The following is a 16,501-nucleotide window of genomic DNA, read 5'->3' as shown; positions in this document are numbered from 1 at the left end:
GCGCAATGGGGACGAGGTCGCACATGGGCGAACTGCCGGGTGAAATTCTGGAACAGAGCGGGCGCAGCCTGACGGTACGGGACGTCGAGGCCGAGCTGACTGCAATTGCCGCGCGCTACCGGGCGGCGGGCAGTTTTGGCATGCGGCTGTTGAATGCGCTGGGCGGGCAGGGCGAAGACCTGATGCGTCGACTGCCGGGCCCCATGCGGGGCGCGGTGGAAGGCGCGGTGTTGCAGGCGCTGCATCTGTCGGTGCGCGGGGCGGCGCTCAGTCGGCGGATGGTGCCGGACCAGCCGGCCCAGACCAATCGCTGGGTCAGTACCACGATGGGTCTGGTGGGCGGCGCGGCCGGGCTGCCGGGGGCGCTGGTGGAATTGCCCGCGACCACGACATTTTTGATGCGCAGCATTCAAGGCGTCGCAGAGGAATACGGCTTTGATCCCGATGCCAAAAGCGTGCGGTTCGACGCGGTCGAGGTCTTTGCCGCCGCCGGTCCGATGGCCCATGACGATGGCGCGGACACCGGGTTCCTGACCCTGCGGCTGGGGCTGTCGGGGGCCGGGCTGTCGCAGTTGATCGCAGTGGTTGCCCCGCGTCTGGCGGTGGCGCTTGGGCCCAAGCTTGCAGCACAGATGGTGCCGGTGCTTGGGGCCGTGGCGGGGGGCAGCGTCAACTACGTCTATTCCGGGTATTATCAGGAAATGGCGCATGTACATTTCGCGCTGCGCCGGTTGGCGATCGAGGCGGATGTGCCTTATCCCGACATAGTGAACCGGCTGCGGCAGAGGCTGTCGCCGTGATCCGCGCGCCCCGGGCCCGCTGGTGTCATCCCGATGTCATACAGGGCTGTCAGAGCGGGCGAAACATGCCACCGGCATGTCGCCATGCGCCTCGACCGGAGTGGTGGTAAAAGAATTGTTAACCAATGCCAGGCACGCTCTGGCTGCGGCCCGGGATTTGGGCGCGCCGGGCTGACACCGCTCCGCCGGTGCCGCAGGGCGAGAGAGGATGGGACCCGCCATGGCGTTGGTCTTGGATGTGAGTGATCCGCAGGACGACCGGAAGCTGCACCCGCAGGTGGGGGCATTGTGCTATCGGATCACCGCCAAGGGGCGGGTCAAGGTGCTGCTGGTGACCTCGCGGCGGACCGGCCGCTGGATCATCCCCAAGGGCTGGCCGATGGACGGCAAAACTGCCGCCGAAGCGGCCACGATCGAAGCCTGGGAAGAGGCTGGCGTGCGTGGGCAGGCGCTGGACGGGCGGATCGGCAGGTTCAGCTATGTCAAAACGCGCGAGAACGCGACCGCACTGGCCTGCCGGGTTGATGTTTTTCCGCTCCGCGTGCGCGGTCTGGCGACGCAGTTCCCAGAGCGGGGGGAGCGCAGGCGGGCATGGATGTCGCTGCGGCGTGCGGCGAAACAGGTGGCCGAACCGGAGCTTGCCGCGCTGCTGACATCCTTCGCGCCACCGGGGCCGTGACGTCACCTGCGGTGGCAGAAGTCGGGGCGGATGGCAGGGGGCCTTGCAAACGGCGCTCAGCCGTATTTAATCGGCGCCTCTGAGGACGAGACAGAACATGATACGTTACGCACTGAAATGCGCCGAAGGGCATGGGTTCGAGAGCTGGTTCCAGTCCGCCGAGGCCTACGAAAAACTGCGCGGCGCGGGTCTGGTTGCCTGCACCGAATGTGGTTCGACCAGCGTCGAGAAGGCTCTGATGGCGCCCAGAGTGCGCCCTGGCCGCGCGGCCACCACCGTCGCCACCCCCGAAGAGCCGGGCGAGACGCAGCCGGCGGTGGCGGGAACGGCGCCGCCCGCGCCGACGTCGCTTGCCGCGCCCGCAAACGAGCTGGAGGCCGCGATCACCGAGCTGAAAAAGCAGGTCGAGGCGAATTCAGACTATGTGGGCACCGATTTTGCCAAACAGGCGCGTGACATGTATCTGGGCGAGACGCCGAAACGCTCGATCCATGGCGAGGCAAAACCCGAAGAGGCCAAAGCCCTGATCGAAGACGGGGTGCCGGTGCTGCCGTTGCCCTTCGCCCCGACACGCAAGACAAATTGAGGCATCTCCGTCCCGCAGATTGGTGGACCCGATCGCTGGCCGGTGTATACAGGCAGAGCAGACAGGAAGGAGACCGCCAATGCATGTGGTCGTGACAGGCAGCAGCCGCGGCATCGGACGCGAGCTGAAAACAAGGCTGGCCGCCCGCGGCGACCGGGTGACCGGGACCTCGCGGGATCATTCCTCGGGCACGCGGCTCGATGTGAGCGATCCCGGTCAGCAGGCGCGCTTTGCGGCGCAGATCAAGGGCGATCCGGTCGACCTGCTGATCTGCAACGCGGGGGTCTATCTCGATAAATCCATGGCGTTGAATGACTATACTGCCGAAGTCTGGGCAAAATCCCTGGCGGTCAATGTGACCGGCGTGTTCCTGACCGTGCAGGCGATGCTGCCGAACCTGAAGCTGGCAGAGGCGCCGAAGATCGCGATCATCTCGTCGCAGATGGCCAGCCACGCCCGCGCACCGGGGGGATCCTACGCCTATCGCGCGTCAAAGGCGGCGGCGCTCAATATCGGGCGCAATCTTGCCACCGACCTGAAACCCGAAGGCATCGCCGTGGGCATCTATCACCCGGGCTGGGTGCGTACCGATATGGGCGGGCAGGACGGCGAGATCACGGCGCAGGAGAGCGCGGTGGGGCTGATCCGTGAATTCGACGTGCTGTCGCTTGATACAACGGGGTGTTTCCACACTTGGGACGGGCGCGTCCATGCCTACTGATCGGGCGTGTCGCGGCGGATTGGGGGCTTTGCCCCTGTGTTGAATCCGGGTAAGGGACGGGTGAACCCCACCTGATCCACCTAAACCGGGGCCGGGATCGGCTCTGGACCATGGGATGACCGCATCATGACTGCCAGCAACCGCATCGTACTTTCCAGTGATCACGCCGCCATTGCGCTGCGCCAAACCATCGCCAAACATCTGGAGGCGCGTGGCTTCAGCGTGACCGACCTCGGGCCGAGCTCTCCGGAAAGCACCCATTACCCGACCCATGGCGAGGCCGCCGCACGTCATGTGGCCGCAGGCGAGAGCGACCTCGGAATTGTCCTCTGTGGCACCGGTCAGGGCATCATGATGGCCGCAAACAAGGTCAAGGGCATCCGCTGCGGTGTCTGCTGTGACACATTCTCCGCGCAGATGATCCGTGCCCACAACAATGCCAACATGCTGTCGATCGGCGCACGCGTCGTTGGCGAAGGCGTGGCGCTTGAGATCGTCGACGCCTTTGTCGATGCCGAGTTCGAAGGCGGCCGCCACGGCACCCGTGTCGACATGATTACCGCCATCGAAGGTTGAGCGCGGCCATAAGGGCCGGGGCTGCCCCCGGTCTTTCCGGTGACCGTGCATAAAAAAGAGGCTCCCGAAGATCGCTTCGGGAGCCTCTTTTTGTTTTTTAGTGTGTGGGGTCAGTCCCAGCAGCTCACCAGGGTGGTGAGGCCGGTGGCCTCTTTTTGCAGCAACGACATCGGCAGCTCGCCGGTGGCTGCGGCCTGGGTGGCCGGCATGCCGACGCCGGCCTTGTCGAGCGCCATGCGGATCACCTCGCCCTTGAGCGCAAAGCGCACGCCCTCGGGCAGGGTCGGCCCGTCCGTGGCTTCGGGCAGCAGCATGCCATGCACGGTCCCGTCCTTGTCCAGCAGCGGCCCGCCGGCATCACCGGGCTGAGCGGTCAGTTCCAGACGGGCCAGGTGGCTCTCGCCCTGAAGGCCGCTGAGGTCGCTGAGCGCGCCCCAGGTCAGGCTTGGAGCACCAAGCACACCACCGTAGGAGTAGCCCGATACCGCAAGCGCGCTGCGCAGGCGCGGGGCCGTGGCTGCAAGCGGGGCCGTGGCCATCGGCGTCAGCGCCTGCTGCGGCTTCAGGACTGCGATGCCCGCCTCGGCATCCGCTAGCAGCACATCGGCAGTCACGTCGCGGTCGATGGTGACGCGGCCACATCCGTTCACGACGTCTGCCGTGGTGACGGCGATCCCGTTTGCGGTCACGAAGAACCCGGAGCGCGACAGGCGCGGCTTGCGCACCTCCAGGCCGGAGACGAGGTCGATCGACTGCGCGTCATCCATGCCGGCGGCCGGGTCGAGAACATTGTCCAGCCGGGTAAAGCTCTGTTGCATGGCCGACAGCACCCGGGTGCGGCGTGCCTCGTCTCCGGCGGGCCAGACCAGGGTGAAGCCCTTGATCTCGCCATTGTCCAGACGCGCCTCGGTATAAGAGACGATCTCGTCGTTGCGCCCCTCTAGGGTGAAGCGATCACCGGAGCGTTCGCGCGGACCGTCCAGCGGCACGATTTCCAGCGTCTGCATGATGTCATAAAGACCATAGAGCGTACGGCGGTTGCCCGGTTGGGATATCAGCAGAACCTGCACGCCGAGGTCTCCGGCGGGTTCGAAATGCGCAAAGGGCGGCTCGTAGCGGCTGAAAGCAACCTCGCCCAGGGGCAGGTCCAGTGCGATGCCGGCGCGCGCGTCGGTGTGGCGCGCCATCCCGGTGGAGATCAGCGGCGCATTGTATTCATCCATGAGCGCCTGGCGCTGCCCGGTGGTGAGCACGCCGGTGGGCTCATAGCCGCGCGCAGCCTGCCAGTCGGACATGGAGGCCCGGGTGCCACGGCCAAAGGCACCGTCGATGCCCGCAGTGTAGAAGCCTGCGGCCTTCAGCGCGATTTGCAGATCCATCCGTTCGTCACGGGTGAGGGCACGTTCGCTCTGGCGGGCCTGTGCCGGGGTTTCATCCGGCACCGTGGTGTCCACGGGCGCAGCCTCGGCAACAGGGGCGACCTCTTCCTCGGTCCCGGTTGCGGTCAGCGGCGCGGTAGACGGCACGTCCGCCTCGGCCCCGACCGGGTAGAAGCGGGTGCGCAGATTGCCCGAAAAGGTGATGAAACTGTCACGCGGGATCTGGCCTTCGGCGCGGTAGACGCGCAGCACCTGTTCGGCGTCGGGGCGGGCATAGGGGCCGATGACGATGCCGTACCAGCCGCCACCGAGCGCATATCCCGACACATCGGGCAGGCGAGAAGCGAAATCGCGGGCCTCTTCCTGCGCTTCCTGGAGCGAGGGGCGCGCGGCCACCTGGATCCAGACGCCGCCAGCGCCCGACTGTTGGGCCTGCGAAACGCCCGGAAGTGCTGCGAGGCACATGGTCAATGCCCACAACACCGAGGCAATTAGGTTCTTCATTGCTCAACCTCTGTACGAAGAAACGGATTTTGTTCGCCGCGCAGGTAACCACTTTGTGACCCCAAAGGGAACGGCGATGATCCGCACATTGACGTGTAAAGTGTAAATGTTTCTCATCTTCGACACATCCCCGGGATTTTTCCCCGTGTCATGGTGGCCACAGTGCCCTGCGGCGCACGGGGCCGTTGACCCCGCCGGGGGGCTTGCATAGGAAGACGGTCGAACATTGCACCGTCCATGCGGGGCCCCCGAGGCTCGGCCAGGGCGGGCGCGCCGATGCCCTAGAGGGGAAGAGACATGACCCAGACCACCGCCCCGCGTTCGTTTCAGGAGATCATCCTGCGTTTGCAGACCTATTGGGCCTCCAAGGGCTGCGCCATCCTGCAACCCTACGATATGGAGGTGGGCGCGGGCACCTTTCACCCGGCAACCACGCTGCGCTCGCTCGGCTCCAACGCATGGGCCGCCGCCTACGTACAGCCCTCGCGCCGCCCCACGGACGGGCGCTACGGTGAAAACCCGAACCGCTTGCAGCATTACTACCAGTATCAGGTGCTGATCAAACCCAGCCCGCCGGACTTGCAGGAGCTCTATCTCGGCTCGCTGGAGGCCATCGGCGTCGATATGGAGCTGCACGACATCCGCTTTGTCGAGGACGACTGGGAAAGCCCGACGCTGGGGGCCTGGGGGCTGGGCTGGGAAGTCTGGTGCGACGGTATGGAAGTCAGCCAGTTTACCTATTTCCAGCAGGTTGGCGGCCATGATTGCCACCCGGTCTCGGGCGAGCTGACCTACGGTCTGGAACGTCTGGCTATGTATATCCTCGGCATTGATCACGTGATGGACATGCCCTTCAACGATCCGCAGTCGCCACAACCGCTGAGCTATGGCGATATCTTCAAGCAGACCGAAGAAGAATACGCCCGCTGGAACTTTGACGTGGCCAATACCGAGGTGCTCTTGCGTCATTTCGAGGAAGCCGAGGCCGAATGTGCCGCGATCCTCGCACAGGAGCATATGGACCCCAAAACCGGCAAGCGTATCATCATGGCGCATCCGGCCTATGACCAATGCATCAAGGCTTCGCATATCTTTAACCTGTTGGATGCGCGCGGTGTGATCTCCGTGACCGAGCGTCAGGCCTACATCGGGCGCGTGCGCACGCTGGCAAAGCAATGCGCCGATGCCTTTGTGCTGACCGAGGCGGGCGGACATGCCGGCGAGACTGCGGGCGAAACAGCGGCCTGAGCGGCGCAAGGGAGCATCTGACATGACCGGAAAGATCCTGTCGATCATCCTCGTGGTCTCTGGCCTCGTGGCGGGGATCGCGATGTATTATCTGCAAGTCTACGGCTACTACGACAAGGTCGCCGCGCAGCCCGGGCAGGACGTTGTGTTGATGCCTCTCGGCGGCGAAACCCCGGAGCCTATCGCCTATGGCGATTTCCAGGCCATTGACGCCGACAGTTCCCCGATCCGCTATCGCGCCTGTTTCACCACGCCGCTGAAACCGGCAGAGGTGGCGCAGCTCTATCAGCTGTCGGAAGCGCAGGATCCGCGCAATGCGCCGGGCTGGTTTGACTGTTTTGATGCCGCAGAGATCGGCGCGGCCCTGAAAGACGGGCGCGCGCAGGCGTTTATCTCTGAAAAGAACATCGAATTTGGTGTCGACCGGATCGTGGCCATCACCGAGGATGGCCGGGGTTACGTCTGGCACGAACTGAACAACTGTGGCGAAAAGGCCTATGACGGCACCATTGTGGGCGAGGAATGCCCCAAGCGGCCGCAAACCAACTGACGGGCGCAGGCGCGTCTGTTGCCACATCCCTTATTGCCGTGAACGCACGGCAGATCCGAACCGTTGAGGACTCGTAATGGCTGATCTTCTGATCGAACTTTTCTCCGAGGAAATCCCCGCCCGCATGCAGGCGCGCGCGGGCGAAGATTTGAAGAAGCGGATGACCGACGGTCTGGTCGAGGCGGGTCTGACCTATGCCGGCGCACATGCGCTGACCACGCCGCGCCGCCTGACGCTGGCCATTGAGGGGCTCTTGGATCATTCCCCCACCGTGCGCGAAGAGCGCAAAGGCCCCAAAGTAGGCGCGCCCGACAAGGCGATCGAGGGCTTTTTGCGCGGTGCAGGTCTGAGCCGCGATCAGCTTGAGGAGCGCGACACCCCCAAAGGGGCGGTCTATTTCGCAATCATCGAGAAACCGGGGCGCCCGGCAGCAGAGATCATTGCCGAGGTGCTGGAAAACACCATCCGCAACTTCCCCTGGCCCAAATCCATGCGCTGGGGTGCTGGGTCGTTGCGCTGGGTACGGCCCCTGCATTCGATCCTGTGCGTGTTGACGCGCGAAGACGGCAGCGAGGTGGTGCCGCTGGATATCGACGGCATCACATCCGGCGATACGACTTGCGGCCATCGCTTCATGGCGCCCGCGCGGATTTCGGTCACCGGATTTGAGGACTACGCCACCAAGCTGAAACGCGCCTTTGTGGTGCTGGACCCCAAGGAGCGCGAGGCGGCGATCTGGCAGGATGCCACCAATCAGGCCTTTGCCTCGGGCCTTGAGGTCGTCGATGACAAGGGCCTTCTGGCCGAGGTTGCGGGTCTTGTGGAATGGCCGGTGGTGCTGATGGGCTCGATTGATGCAGAGTTCCTCGACCTGCCGCCGGAGGTGCTGCAAACCTCGATGAAGGAACATCAGAAGTTTTTCTCGGTAAAGAACCCCAAGACCGGGCGGATCGAGAAGTTCATTACCGTGGCCAACCGCGAAACCGCCGACAATGGCGCCACCATTCTGGCGGGCAACCAAAAGGTGCTGAGCGCGCGTCTGGCAGATGCGAAGTTCTTCTGGGAGAACGACCTGCGCATCGCGAAATCCGAGGTCGGCATGGAAGGCTGGCTGGAGAGCCTTGGCAATGTGACCTTCCACAACAAGCTCGGCACTCAGGCGGCACGGATCGACCGGATCGCGGCGCTGGCGCGCGAAATCGCCCCTGTCGTGGGCGCGGATGCGGATCTGGCGGAACAGGCGGCGAAGGTCGCCAAGGCGGACCTCAGCTCCGAGATGGTCTATGAGTTCCCCGAGCTTCAGGGCCTGATGGGGCGCTATTACGCTCAGGCCGCAGGGCTGCCGCAAGACGTCGCCAATGCCTGTCAGCTGCATTATTCGCCGCTGGGCCCCAGCGATGAGGTGCCGACAGAGCCAGTGTCGGTTGCCGTGGCGCTGGCCGACAAGATCGACACGCTCACGGGGTTCTGGGCGATTGATGAAAAACCCACCGGGTCCAAAGACCCCTATGCGCTGCGTCGTGCCGCACTGGGTGTGATCCGGCTGGTGCTTGAGAATGGGCCAAGGCTGGCATTGTTGCCTATCTTTGATCTTGGAAATGCTCTCAATGGAATGTCGGCATTCAAAGTTGCAGGTGGAGATGGAATAGGCGGGATTTCTGGAGTAAAATTTGAAGAGATCGCAAGAAGGTTTGGTGTCGATGTGGATTCGGGAGTAGACGCGTCTACTCTGGAAAATAATCCTACTGAAACGCTTTCAATTGATGGCAGTATCCAGGAGCTTTTGAATAACCTTCTCTCCTTCTTCCACGACCGTCTAAAAGTCTTCCTGCGCGATCAGGGCATTCGTCACGATGTGATCGACGCCTGCATTGCGATGGAGGGCAATGACGACCTGACGCTGCTGGTGAAACGCGCCCGAGCGCTGGAGGCGTTCATGTCGTCGGAGGATGGCGAGAACCTGCTGCAAGGGTTCAAGCGCGCCAACAACATCCTGTCGCAGGCCGAGGAAAAAGACGGGGTCGAATATTCCTACGGGGCCGACAAGAAATTCATCGAGGATGCGGCGGAGGCCGCCCTGTTTGATGCGCTTGCAGCGGGCGAGGGGGCGATCTCCTCGGCCATCGAGGCCGAGGATTTCGCGGCCGCCATGGGCGGCATGGCCGCACTGCGCGCGCCGGTGGATGCGTTTTTCGAGGCGGTGCAGGTGAACTCCGACAATCAGGTGGTGCGCCGCAACCGGCTGAACCTGCTGAGCCAGATCCGCAAGGTCTGCGGTCAGGTCGCCGATCTCAGCCGTATCGAGGGCTGATCCTCCGCGCCTTTTTGCCAGCTTGCGGCCCTCTCCAGTCTTGGTGAGGGCCGTTTTTGTCACAACAGCGGCGCGCTTCCCCCTTGCGGGCGTGTGGGCGCGCCTTATGCTCGGGGTCAGGGAGGATTGCTGCATTGCAGAAGCACACAGGGGACGCACCGATGGATACTACCCCGAAGGCCACTTTGATCACCGCCACCGCGCCGATTGCCAATCAGACCCATGGCGGGCGGGCGAAATGCTTGCAGCGGCTGGTGCGGCTGGACCTGCCGGTGCCGCAGACCGTGGCGCTGTCCTTTGACGCGGTGCATGAAATCGCCGAAGGCTATATGGTCGACGTCAAGGCGATCCTTGCCGATCTGCGCCCCGATGCGCTGCTTTGTGTGCGCCCGTCGTCGGAAGATCCCGATTGGGGTGGCCCCGGTGCGGTGCTGAACATCGGCATGAATGATGCGCGCTATGTGGATCTGAGCGACACGCTTGGCCCCGAGGCGGCGGCGGCGCTTTATCTGCGGTTTGTACAATCCTATGCGGTGCATGTGGCGCGGCTGGATCCGGATGTGTTCGAGGATGTCGAGGACGGCGGCCCGGATGCGCTGAGCGAAATGTTGCAGGCCTATGAGGCCGAAGCCGAAGAGCCGTTCCCGCAGGACCCGGGCGAGCAGCTGGCGGCGGTCCTGCGCACGATGGCGCGGGCCTGGGAGGGCACCTCGGCGCGGCTGTTGCGGGCGGCCAAGGGGGCGCCGGCGGATGCGGGGCTTGGCCTGATCGTGCAGGAAATGGTGCCGGGGCTGGGGCAGGGCGAATGCGGCTCCGGCGTGTTGCAGCTGGTGGACTCGCAAACCGGTCTGCCGCAGATCACGGGGCGCTACCTGAGCCAGAGCCAGGGGCGCGACGCATTGGGCAGCGATGCGGAATCGATCTATCTGGAACGGGACGAACGCGGCCCGTCGCTGGAGGAACTGGCACCAGAGGCCTTTGCCGAGCTGAAGGCGCATGCGGCGCTGATGCGGGTCAAGCTGCGCGCCGAGATGCAGGTGGAGTTCGTGATCGAGAACGGGCGCGTGCATATCCTTGACGGGGTGCGGGTGGCGCGGTCGTCGCGGGCGGCGGTTCGGATCGCGGTGCAGCTGGCCGAGGATGGCATCATTCCGCCTGAGGAGGCGGTGATGCGGGTGGACGCCCATTCGATGAACGAACTGTTGCACCGGCAGGTGGACCCGGAGGCAAAACGCGATGTCATCGGCAGCGGGATCGCCGCCAGCCCCGGTGCGGCGACCGGGCGGCTGGTGTTCACCGCGGCGGAGGCCCAGGCCAGCAAATCGCGCGGTGAGCCCTGTATCCTGGCGCGGCGGGAGACCTCGCCTGAAGATGTACGCGGCATGCATGCGGCGGCGGGGGTGCTGACCGAAAAGGGGGGCATGACCAGCCACGCAGCGGTGATCGGGCGCGGGCTTGGCCTGCCGTGTATCGTGGGCGCGTCCAGCCTGCGGTTCGACAGCCGGCGCAAGCAGTTGACCGCTCCGGATGGGCGCGTGTTCAAGGCGGGCGATACGATCACGGTGGACGGGACCTCCGGTCAGGTGCTGGCAGGGGAGCCTGCGATGCTGGAGGCGGCGCAGGACGATGCGTTCCAGACATTGATGGGCTGGGCCGACCAGGCGCGCGACATCGACATCCGCGCCAATGCCGATACGCCGGCGGACGCGCAGACCGCGCGCAACTTCAATGCCCAGGGCATTGGTCTGTGCCGGACCGAGCATATGTTCTTTGATCCCGGTCGTCTGACGGTGATGCGCGAAATGATCTTTGCCGAGACCTCTGCCGGCCGGGCGGCGGTTTTGGCGCGGCTGTTGCCGATGCAGCGCAAGGATTTCCGCGAGCTGTTCCGGATCATGGAGGGGATGCCGGTCTGCATCCGCCTGTTCGATCCGCCGTTGCATGAATTCCTGCCCACCACCAATGCCGGCCAGCGCGAGCTGTCCGAAGCGTTGGGGCTGCCGGTGAGCGACGTGACCCGCCGGGTCGAGGAAATGGGCGAATATAATCCCATGCTGGGCCTGCGCGGCGTGCGCCTGGGGGTGACGGTGCCCGAGATCTACGACATGCAGGCCCGGGCGATTTTCGAGGCCACGCTGGAGGCTTCGCATGAACGCGATCCGGTGGTGCCGGAAATCATGATCCCGCTGGTGTCGGCCAAACGCGAGGTAGAACTGGTCAAGACCCGCATCGATGCGGTGGCGGCGGCGGTGAAATCCGAGCGTGGCGTTGATTTCACCTATCGGCTGGGGGTGATGGTAGAAACGCCGCGGGCCGCGTTGCGCGCGGATGAGATCGCGGTGCACACGGCGTTCATGAGTTTCGGGACCAACGACCTCACGCAGATGACCTATGGTCTGTCGCGGGACGACGCTGGGCGGTTCATGTCGGCCTATGTGCAGCAGGGCGTGTTCCCCGAGGACCCGTTCCACGTGCTTGACGTGGACGGCGTCGGGGAGCTGTTGCAGCTCGGCGTGCAGCGCGGCCGCATGGCCAAGCCTGAAATCACCCTCTCGATCTGTGGGGAACACGGCGGCAACCCCGAATCGATTGCGTTTTGTCGCGCGGCGGGCTTTGATTACGTTTCCTGTTCCCCGTTTCGGGTGCCTGTTGCACGGCTTGCTGCAGCGCAGCTGGCGATCTCGGACAAAACCGGCCAAATTGCGCCGACATACCTAAAAAGCTAACGATTTCAGGCGCTTTGAAATGCGCTTGGAAGATCGATACTCTGGCATGACCCTCGGAGCATAGCGGGTATACCTTCGGCTGACTGGACGTTTTGATACATTTCCGTTACGCGGTGCCGTCGTCTGCGGCCGTTTGGTCGCGGCACGCTGTAGGACCGGGGGTACCCTGAAATGAAACGAACTCTGATGTGGGTCGCTGTGATCGCGGCAGCACTAGGCGGTCGCATGGCCTCTGCGGATGTGGGGCTGGATGCGCTTTTCAAGCAGGAGCAAACCACGCTTCAGGCGGCACCGAAGGAACGCATGCTGCGGTTCCTCGGGGGCAAGCGCCAGGCGCGGACCAAAAACGTGACCAAGGTGCAGTTTACCCGCGCCTTTCTCGACAGCCGGCCCGAGGCCTCGGGCGGTAGCGAATTCGCCTGTCTGGCAGAGGCGCTCTACTTCGAAGCGCGGGGCGAGACCGTGAAGGGGCAGTTCGCGGTCGCCGAGGTGATCCTGAACCGGGTCAAGAGCGCCCAGTTCCCCAATACGGTCTGCGGTGTCATCAACCAGGGCACAGGACGCAAGTACCAGTGCCAGTTCACCTATACCTGCGATGGCCACAAGGAAGTGATCCGCGAGCCGCGTGCCTTTGAGCGGGTGGCCAAGGTGGCGCGGCTGATCCTGGATGGGGTGAACCCGAAACTGACCCAGGGGGCGACGTATTATCACACCACGGCGGTGAAACCGCGTTGGTCGCGTTCGTTCACCAAGACCGCGCGCATCGGTGTGCATCTTTTCTACCGGGACGAGCGGTTCCGCACCGCATCGAACTAAAAGACCGTTTTGGGGTGCGTCTGCGGCGTAAATGCGCCGCTTTCCGTCTCTGGCACGGCGACTCTGGGCCTGTTATGCGAGTAAAACGCGCATAAACCTGTGACTCCTGACACAGGTCGCCTACGATCCAAAGCCAGCCAAAGGCCACGCCCATGAGTTCCGATATTCACCTCGCCTTCGCACATCCCTCCGAACGGTCGGCTGCAACAGCCCGCCCCGGTCCGCTGGACCGCATCTCGCTGCGGGACCACATTGTCGACGTCGAGATCGGCGCGTTCCAGCAGGAGCGGGGCACCACGCAGCGCGTCTGTTTCAACGTGGTGGTGGAAATCGCGCCGCTGCCGGCGGATCTTGATGACGACGTGGATCGCATCCTCTCCTACGACAAGGTGACAGAGGCGATCGCGCATGAACTGGCGCGCGAACGGCTGGCACTGCTGGAAACCCTCGCCGAACGGGTGGCCGAACGCATCCTCTGGGAGCCGCAGGCGGTGCGCGCCTTTGTGCGGATCGAGAAGCTGGATCGCGGCCCCGGTGCCCTGGGTGTCGAGATCGTGCGCTCCGCCGATCAGATCTCGCATGACGTCGAAGAGGACATTCGGCCACATCCCCGACTGATGTTCCTGTCGAATACCGCCATCGACAGTGCCAATCTCACCGGCTGGATCGACCAGATGGAATGCCGCGAGCGCCCCCTGATCCTCTGCGTCGGGGCGCATGATCTGGCGCTGCCGCAGACCGGGCACAAATGGACCCAGCGCCGTATCGATCTGCTCGCGATCGAGCAGAACGCCTGGCGTCTGGCGGCGCGGGATGACCGCTGCGTGGTGGTCGCCACCCGCACCGAGCTGGACTGGGCGATGAAGAACGGGCAGATTTGCGTCTGGGCGCCGTCGAAGATCGTGCTGGATGCGGTCGAGGGGCCGAGCGAGCCGCCGTCGAATGCGGTTGCACTTGCGGCCTGGTTCGCGTCTACTTTCGAAGCTGAAGAAATGATCGTGATTGGCGCCGATCTGCCGGAAAACCCCGGTGTTCCCCTGCGCGCCCATGCTGAGGAGCAACAAACCCTGTGAGTTACTACCGCCCCCTGGTTCGTCACGGTGAAGCACGTCCCGAAGGGGCGCTTCATCTCGCCGGAAGCGCGCTCTGGTTTACCGAGGTCGAAGTTCTGGATCGCAACGGCCCGCCGCGGATCGTGCCCGCGGGCCTGTTGCCGGAAGAGGTCCGGTTTCGCCTGATGAGCCGCCGCGCCGCCATCGCCGGGCTGGACATGACGCAGCCGCACATCATGGGCATCCTCAATGTCACGCCCGACAGTTTCTCGGACGGTGGCAAACACGACGAATTGGCAGCGGCCCGCGATGCTGCCCTGCAGATGGCAGCAGATGGCGCTTCGATCATCGATGTCGGGGGCGAAAGCACGCGCCCGGGCGCGGTTGAAGTCGAAGAAATGGAAGAGATCGCCCGAACCGCGCCGGTGATTGCCGCGATCCGCGAGGCGAGCGATGTGGCGATTTCCATCGACACCCGCAAGGCCACTGTCGGCATGGAAGCACTGGAGGCGGGCGCGTCCCTCATCAATGACGTGTCGGGCTTTACCTTCGATGCCGCGTTAGCGCCGCTGGCGGCACAGGCTGGGGTGCCGGTCTGCGTAATGCATGCGCAAGGGGATCCGCAAACCATGCAGGAAAACCCGCAGTACGAGAATGTGGTGCTCGACGTATATGATTTCCTTGCGGCACAGGTGGACCAGCTGGAGGCGATCGGTGTTTTGCGTGAACAGATCGTCATTGATCCGGGCATCGGGTTTGGCAAGAGCGAGGCGCATAATCTTGCGCTGCTGCGCAATTTGAGCCTGTTTCACGGTATTGGCTGTCCGATCCTTCTGGGGGTCTCGCGCAAGGGATTGATTGGCGCGATTGGCAAAGAACCGCAAGCTGCACGGCGTGCGCCGGGTTCTATTGCCGTAGGACTTGCGGGATTTGCCCAAGGCGTGCAATTGCTACGGGTGCATGATGTGGCGGAAACGGCGCAGGCCCTGCGCCTGTGGCAAGCCACGAGATAACGAGATTACGGCAGCTGTTGGACCCTCCGGCGGTGCGCCGGGCAGAGGAGCAGCTTTGATGCGCAAACTCTTTGGAACCGATGGGGTGCGTGGCAAGGCCAATCTGCATCCCATGACTGCCGAGATGGCGCTGCGTATTGGAGCAGCTGTCGGCCGGTATTTTCGCCGTGAAACAGATACCGTGCACCGGGTGGTGATCGGTAAGGACACCCGGCTGTCGGGCTATATGTTTGAAAACGCGCTGACGGCGGGGCTGACCTCGACGGGGATGAATGTGCTGCTCCTGGGGCCGGTGCCAACGCCTGCGGTGGGGCTGATGACTCGGTCGATGCGGGCAGATCTGGGGGTGATGATCTCCGCGAGCCACAATCCGGCCGAAGACAATGGCATCAAATTCTTTGGCCCCGATGGCTACAAACTCTCCGATGAGGTGGAGCTGGAGCTGGAAGCGCTGATCGAGACCGGGGTTGAGCCTGCACAGTCCCACAATATCGGTCGCGCAAAACGGATTGATGATGCCCGTTTCCGCTATGGCGAGCGGGTAAAGAGCTCTCTGTCACGTGATATGCGTCTGGACGGGTTGAAGGTGGTGATCGATTGCGCCAATGGCGCGGCTCATCGGGCTGCTCCGGAAATATTGTGGGAGCTGGGCGCCGATGTGATCCCGGTGGGTGTGTCGCCTGACGGCAAGAACATCAACCGTGGCTGCGGCTCTACCAAGCCCGCTGTCGCCGCAGAAACCGTGGTGGCGCATGGTGCCGATGTGGGGATCTGCCTTGATGGCGATGCGGACCGGGTGGTGGTGATCGACGAAACCGGCACCGTTGCGGATGGCGATCAGCTGATGGCGCTTCTGGCGTCCGCCTGGGCCGCGGACGGGCGGTTGAGCGGCGGCGCGCTGGTGGCAACGGTGATGTCCAACCTCGGTCTGGAACGGTTCCTGAATGATCGTGGCATCGGCCTTGAACGCACAGGGGTCGGTGACCGCTATGTGGTGGAGCGGATGCGGCAGGGTGGTTTTAACCTCGGTGGTGAGCAATCCGGCCACATCGTGATGAGCGACTATGCCACAACCGGCGACGGGCTGATGGCGGGGCTGCATTTCCTTGCTGAGATGGTGCGCCGGGAGCAGAAAGCCTCTGAGTTGGCACAGCAGTTTGAACCGGTGCCCCAACTGTTGAAAAACGTGCGCTTTGAGGCAGGGCAGGTCCCGCTGGAAGCGGATGCGGTGCAGGATGCGATTGCGCAAGCAGAAGGGCAGCTCAATGGGCATGGGCGTCTCTTGATCCGGAAGTCCGGCACCGAGCCGCTGATCCGGGTGATGGCAGAGAGTGAGGATCCCGACCTCCTGAACCGCGCGGTGGATGATGTGGTCGCGGCTGTCGAGGCGGCGACGCGTTGAGGTTTTTCCGCCCGGGTGCCCGGGCGGACCCGCGCGCCGAGCCTTTGGCTCGGCGCGCGAGAGGGGGCGCTGCCCCCTCGGGCGAAGCCCTCACCCCCGAGATATTTCTGAAAAGCTGAATAAGTGGGAATTTTGCCT

General features: G+C 63.9%; 14 protein-coding genes. 13 read left to right on the top strand and 1 reads right to left on the bottom strand.

Going from position 1 to position 16,501, the window contains the following annotated elements:
* Window positions 1-23: 23 nt before the first annotated feature.
* The 5 genes from MHM88_RS09245 (at window position 24) to rpiB (ending at window position 3,362) form a co-directional block, all read left to right on the top strand.
* Complete coding sequence (locus MHM88_RS09245; protein WP_239363423.1) at window positions 24-800, top strand: EcsC family protein; 777 nt, start codon at window positions 24-26, stop codon at window positions 798-800.
* Between the two features lie 220 nt (window positions 801-1,020).
* The gene (locus MHM88_RS09240) at window positions 1,021-1,479 is read left to right on the top strand and encodes an NUDIX hydrolase (protein ID WP_239363421.1); all 459 of its coding nucleotides are present in this window, start codon (window positions 1,021-1,023) and stop codon (window positions 1,477-1,479) included.
* A 97-nt stretch (window positions 1,480-1,576) separates the two neighbouring features.
* Window positions 1,577-2,065, top strand: a complete 489-nt coding sequence (locus tag MHM88_RS09235) for a DUF1178 family protein (protein ID WP_239363418.1) — start codon at window positions 1,577-1,579, stop codon at window positions 2,063-2,065.
* Window positions 2,066-2,144: 79 nt separating this feature from the next.
* A complete protein-coding gene (locus MHM88_RS09230; protein WP_239324749.1) occupies window positions 2,145-2,786 on the top strand; it encodes an SDR family NAD(P)-dependent oxidoreductase in 642 nt (213 codons plus the stop codon).
* Window positions 2,787-2,912: 126 nt separating this feature from the next.
* On the top strand, window positions 2,913-3,362 hold the full coding sequence (gene rpiB / locus MHM88_RS09225) for a ribose 5-phosphate isomerase B (RefSeq protein WP_239363416.1): 450 nt from the start codon (window positions 2,913-2,915) through the stop codon (window positions 3,360-3,362).
* A gap of 110 nt (window positions 3,363-3,472) precedes the next feature.
* Here the strand turns inward: rpiB and MHM88_RS09220 are convergent, their stop codons facing one another.
* Window positions 3,473-5,245, bottom strand: coding sequence for a trypsin-like peptidase domain-containing protein (locus tag MHM88_RS09220; RefSeq protein ID WP_239363413.1), 1,773 nt, complete (start codon window positions 5,243-5,245; stop codon window positions 3,473-3,475).
* A gap of 297 nt (window positions 5,246-5,542) precedes the next feature.
* Here MHM88_RS09220 and MHM88_RS09215 point away from each other — a divergent pair, with 297 nt between their 5' ends.
* The 8 genes from MHM88_RS09215 to glmM all read left to right on the top strand — a co-directional run bounded on the left by MHM88_RS09215 (window position 5,543) and on the right by glmM (window position 16,363).
* Complete coding sequence (locus MHM88_RS09215; RefSeq protein WP_239363410.1) at window positions 5,543-6,493, top strand: glycine--tRNA ligase subunit alpha; 951 nt, start codon at window positions 5,543-5,545, stop codon at window positions 6,491-6,493.
* Window positions 6,494-6,515: 22 nt separating this feature from the next.
* The gene (locus MHM88_RS09210) at window positions 6,516-7,043 is read left to right on the top strand and encodes a DUF6446 family protein (protein ID WP_239363407.1); all 528 of its coding nucleotides are present in this window, start codon (window positions 6,516-6,518) and stop codon (window positions 7,041-7,043) included.
* A 76-nt stretch (window positions 7,044-7,119) separates the two neighbouring features.
* On the top strand, window positions 7,120-9,354 hold the full coding sequence (gene glyS / locus MHM88_RS09205; RefSeq protein ID WP_239363404.1) for a glycine--tRNA ligase subunit beta: 2,235 nt from the start codon (window positions 7,120-7,122) through the stop codon (window positions 9,352-9,354).
* A 161-nt stretch (window positions 9,355-9,515) separates the two neighbouring features.
* A complete protein-coding gene (locus MHM88_RS09200) occupies window positions 9,516-12,080 on the top strand; it encodes a putative PEP-binding protein (RefSeq protein WP_239363397.1) in 2,565 nt (854 codons plus the stop codon).
* A 171-nt stretch (window positions 12,081-12,251) separates the two neighbouring features.
* The gene (locus tag MHM88_RS09195) at window positions 12,252-12,896 is read left to right on the top strand and encodes a cell wall hydrolase (RefSeq protein WP_239324735.1); all 645 of its coding nucleotides are present in this window, start codon (window positions 12,252-12,254) and stop codon (window positions 12,894-12,896) included.
* Window positions 12,897-13,048: 152 nt separating this feature from the next.
* Entirely contained in the window at window positions 13,049-13,969 is a 921-nt protein-coding gene (locus tag MHM88_RS09190) for a dihydroneopterin aldolase (protein WP_239324733.1), read from the top strand.
* Window positions 13,966-14,961, top strand: coding sequence for a dihydropteroate synthase (gene folP / locus MHM88_RS09185; protein ID WP_239363395.1), 996 nt, complete (start codon window positions 13,966-13,968; stop codon window positions 14,959-14,961). The genes MHM88_RS09190 and folP overlap by 4 nt, the downstream gene beginning before the upstream one ends.
* Window positions 14,962-15,019: 58 nt before the next feature.
* Window positions 15,020-16,363 (top strand): phosphoglucosamine mutase, encoded by a 1,344-nt coding sequence (gene glmM / locus MHM88_RS09180; protein ID WP_239363393.1) that lies wholly within the window; start codon window positions 15,020-15,022, stop codon window positions 16,361-16,363.
* Window positions 16,364-16,501 lie beyond the last annotated feature (138 nt).

It is taken from the genome of Epibacterium sp. MM17-32 (assembly GCF_022348205.1).
Taxonomy (GTDB): Bacteria; Pseudomonadota; Alphaproteobacteria; order Rhodobacterales; family Rhodobacteraceae; genus Epibacterium.
Note: the sequence above shows the minus strand (reverse complement) of the source record. Positions and strands in the feature narration are given on the sequence as shown.

Excerpts from the sequence above, each read along its gene's own strand:
- MHM88_RS09245 (WP_239363423.1), top strand. The coding sequence starts at position 24 with ATGGGCGAACTGCCGGGTGAAATTCTGGAACAGAGCGGGCGCAGCCTG.
- MHM88_RS09240 (WP_239363421.1), top strand. The coding sequence starts at position 1,021 with ATGGCGTTGGTCTTGGATGTGAGTGATCCGCAGGACGACCGGAAGCTG.
- MHM88_RS09235 (WP_239363418.1), top strand. The coding sequence starts at position 1,577 with ATGATACGTTACGCACTGAAATGCGCCGAAGGGCATGGGTTCGAGAGC.
- MHM88_RS09230 (WP_239324749.1), top strand. The coding sequence starts at position 2,145 with ATGCATGTGGTCGTGACAGGCAGCAGCCGCGGCATCGGACGCGAGCTG.
- rpiB (WP_239363416.1), top strand. The coding sequence starts at position 2,913 with ATGACTGCCAGCAACCGCATCGTACTTTCCAGTGATCACGCCGCCATT.
- MHM88_RS09220 (WP_239363413.1), bottom strand. The coding sequence starts at position 5,245 with ATGAAGAACCTAATTGCCTCGGTGTTGTGGGCATTGACCATGTGCCTC.
- MHM88_RS09215 (WP_239363410.1), top strand. The coding sequence starts at position 5,543 with ATGACCCAGACCACCGCCCCGCGTTCGTTTCAGGAGATCATCCTGCGT.
- MHM88_RS09210 (WP_239363407.1), top strand. The coding sequence starts at position 6,516 with ATGACCGGAAAGATCCTGTCGATCATCCTCGTGGTCTCTGGCCTCGTG.
- glyS (WP_239363404.1), top strand. The coding sequence starts at position 7,120 with ATGGCTGATCTTCTGATCGAACTTTTCTCCGAGGAAATCCCCGCCCGC.
- MHM88_RS09200 (WP_239363397.1), top strand. The coding sequence starts at position 9,516 with ATGGATACTACCCCGAAGGCCACTTTGATCACCGCCACCGCGCCGATT.
- MHM88_RS09195 (WP_239324735.1), top strand. The coding sequence starts at position 12,252 with ATGAAACGAACTCTGATGTGGGTCGCTGTGATCGCGGCAGCACTAGGC.
- MHM88_RS09190 (WP_239324733.1), top strand. The coding sequence starts at position 13,049 with ATGAGTTCCGATATTCACCTCGCCTTCGCACATCCCTCCGAACGGTCG.
- glmM (WP_239363393.1), top strand. The coding sequence starts at position 15,020 with ATGCGCAAACTCTTTGGAACCGATGGGGTGCGTGGCAAGGCCAATCTG.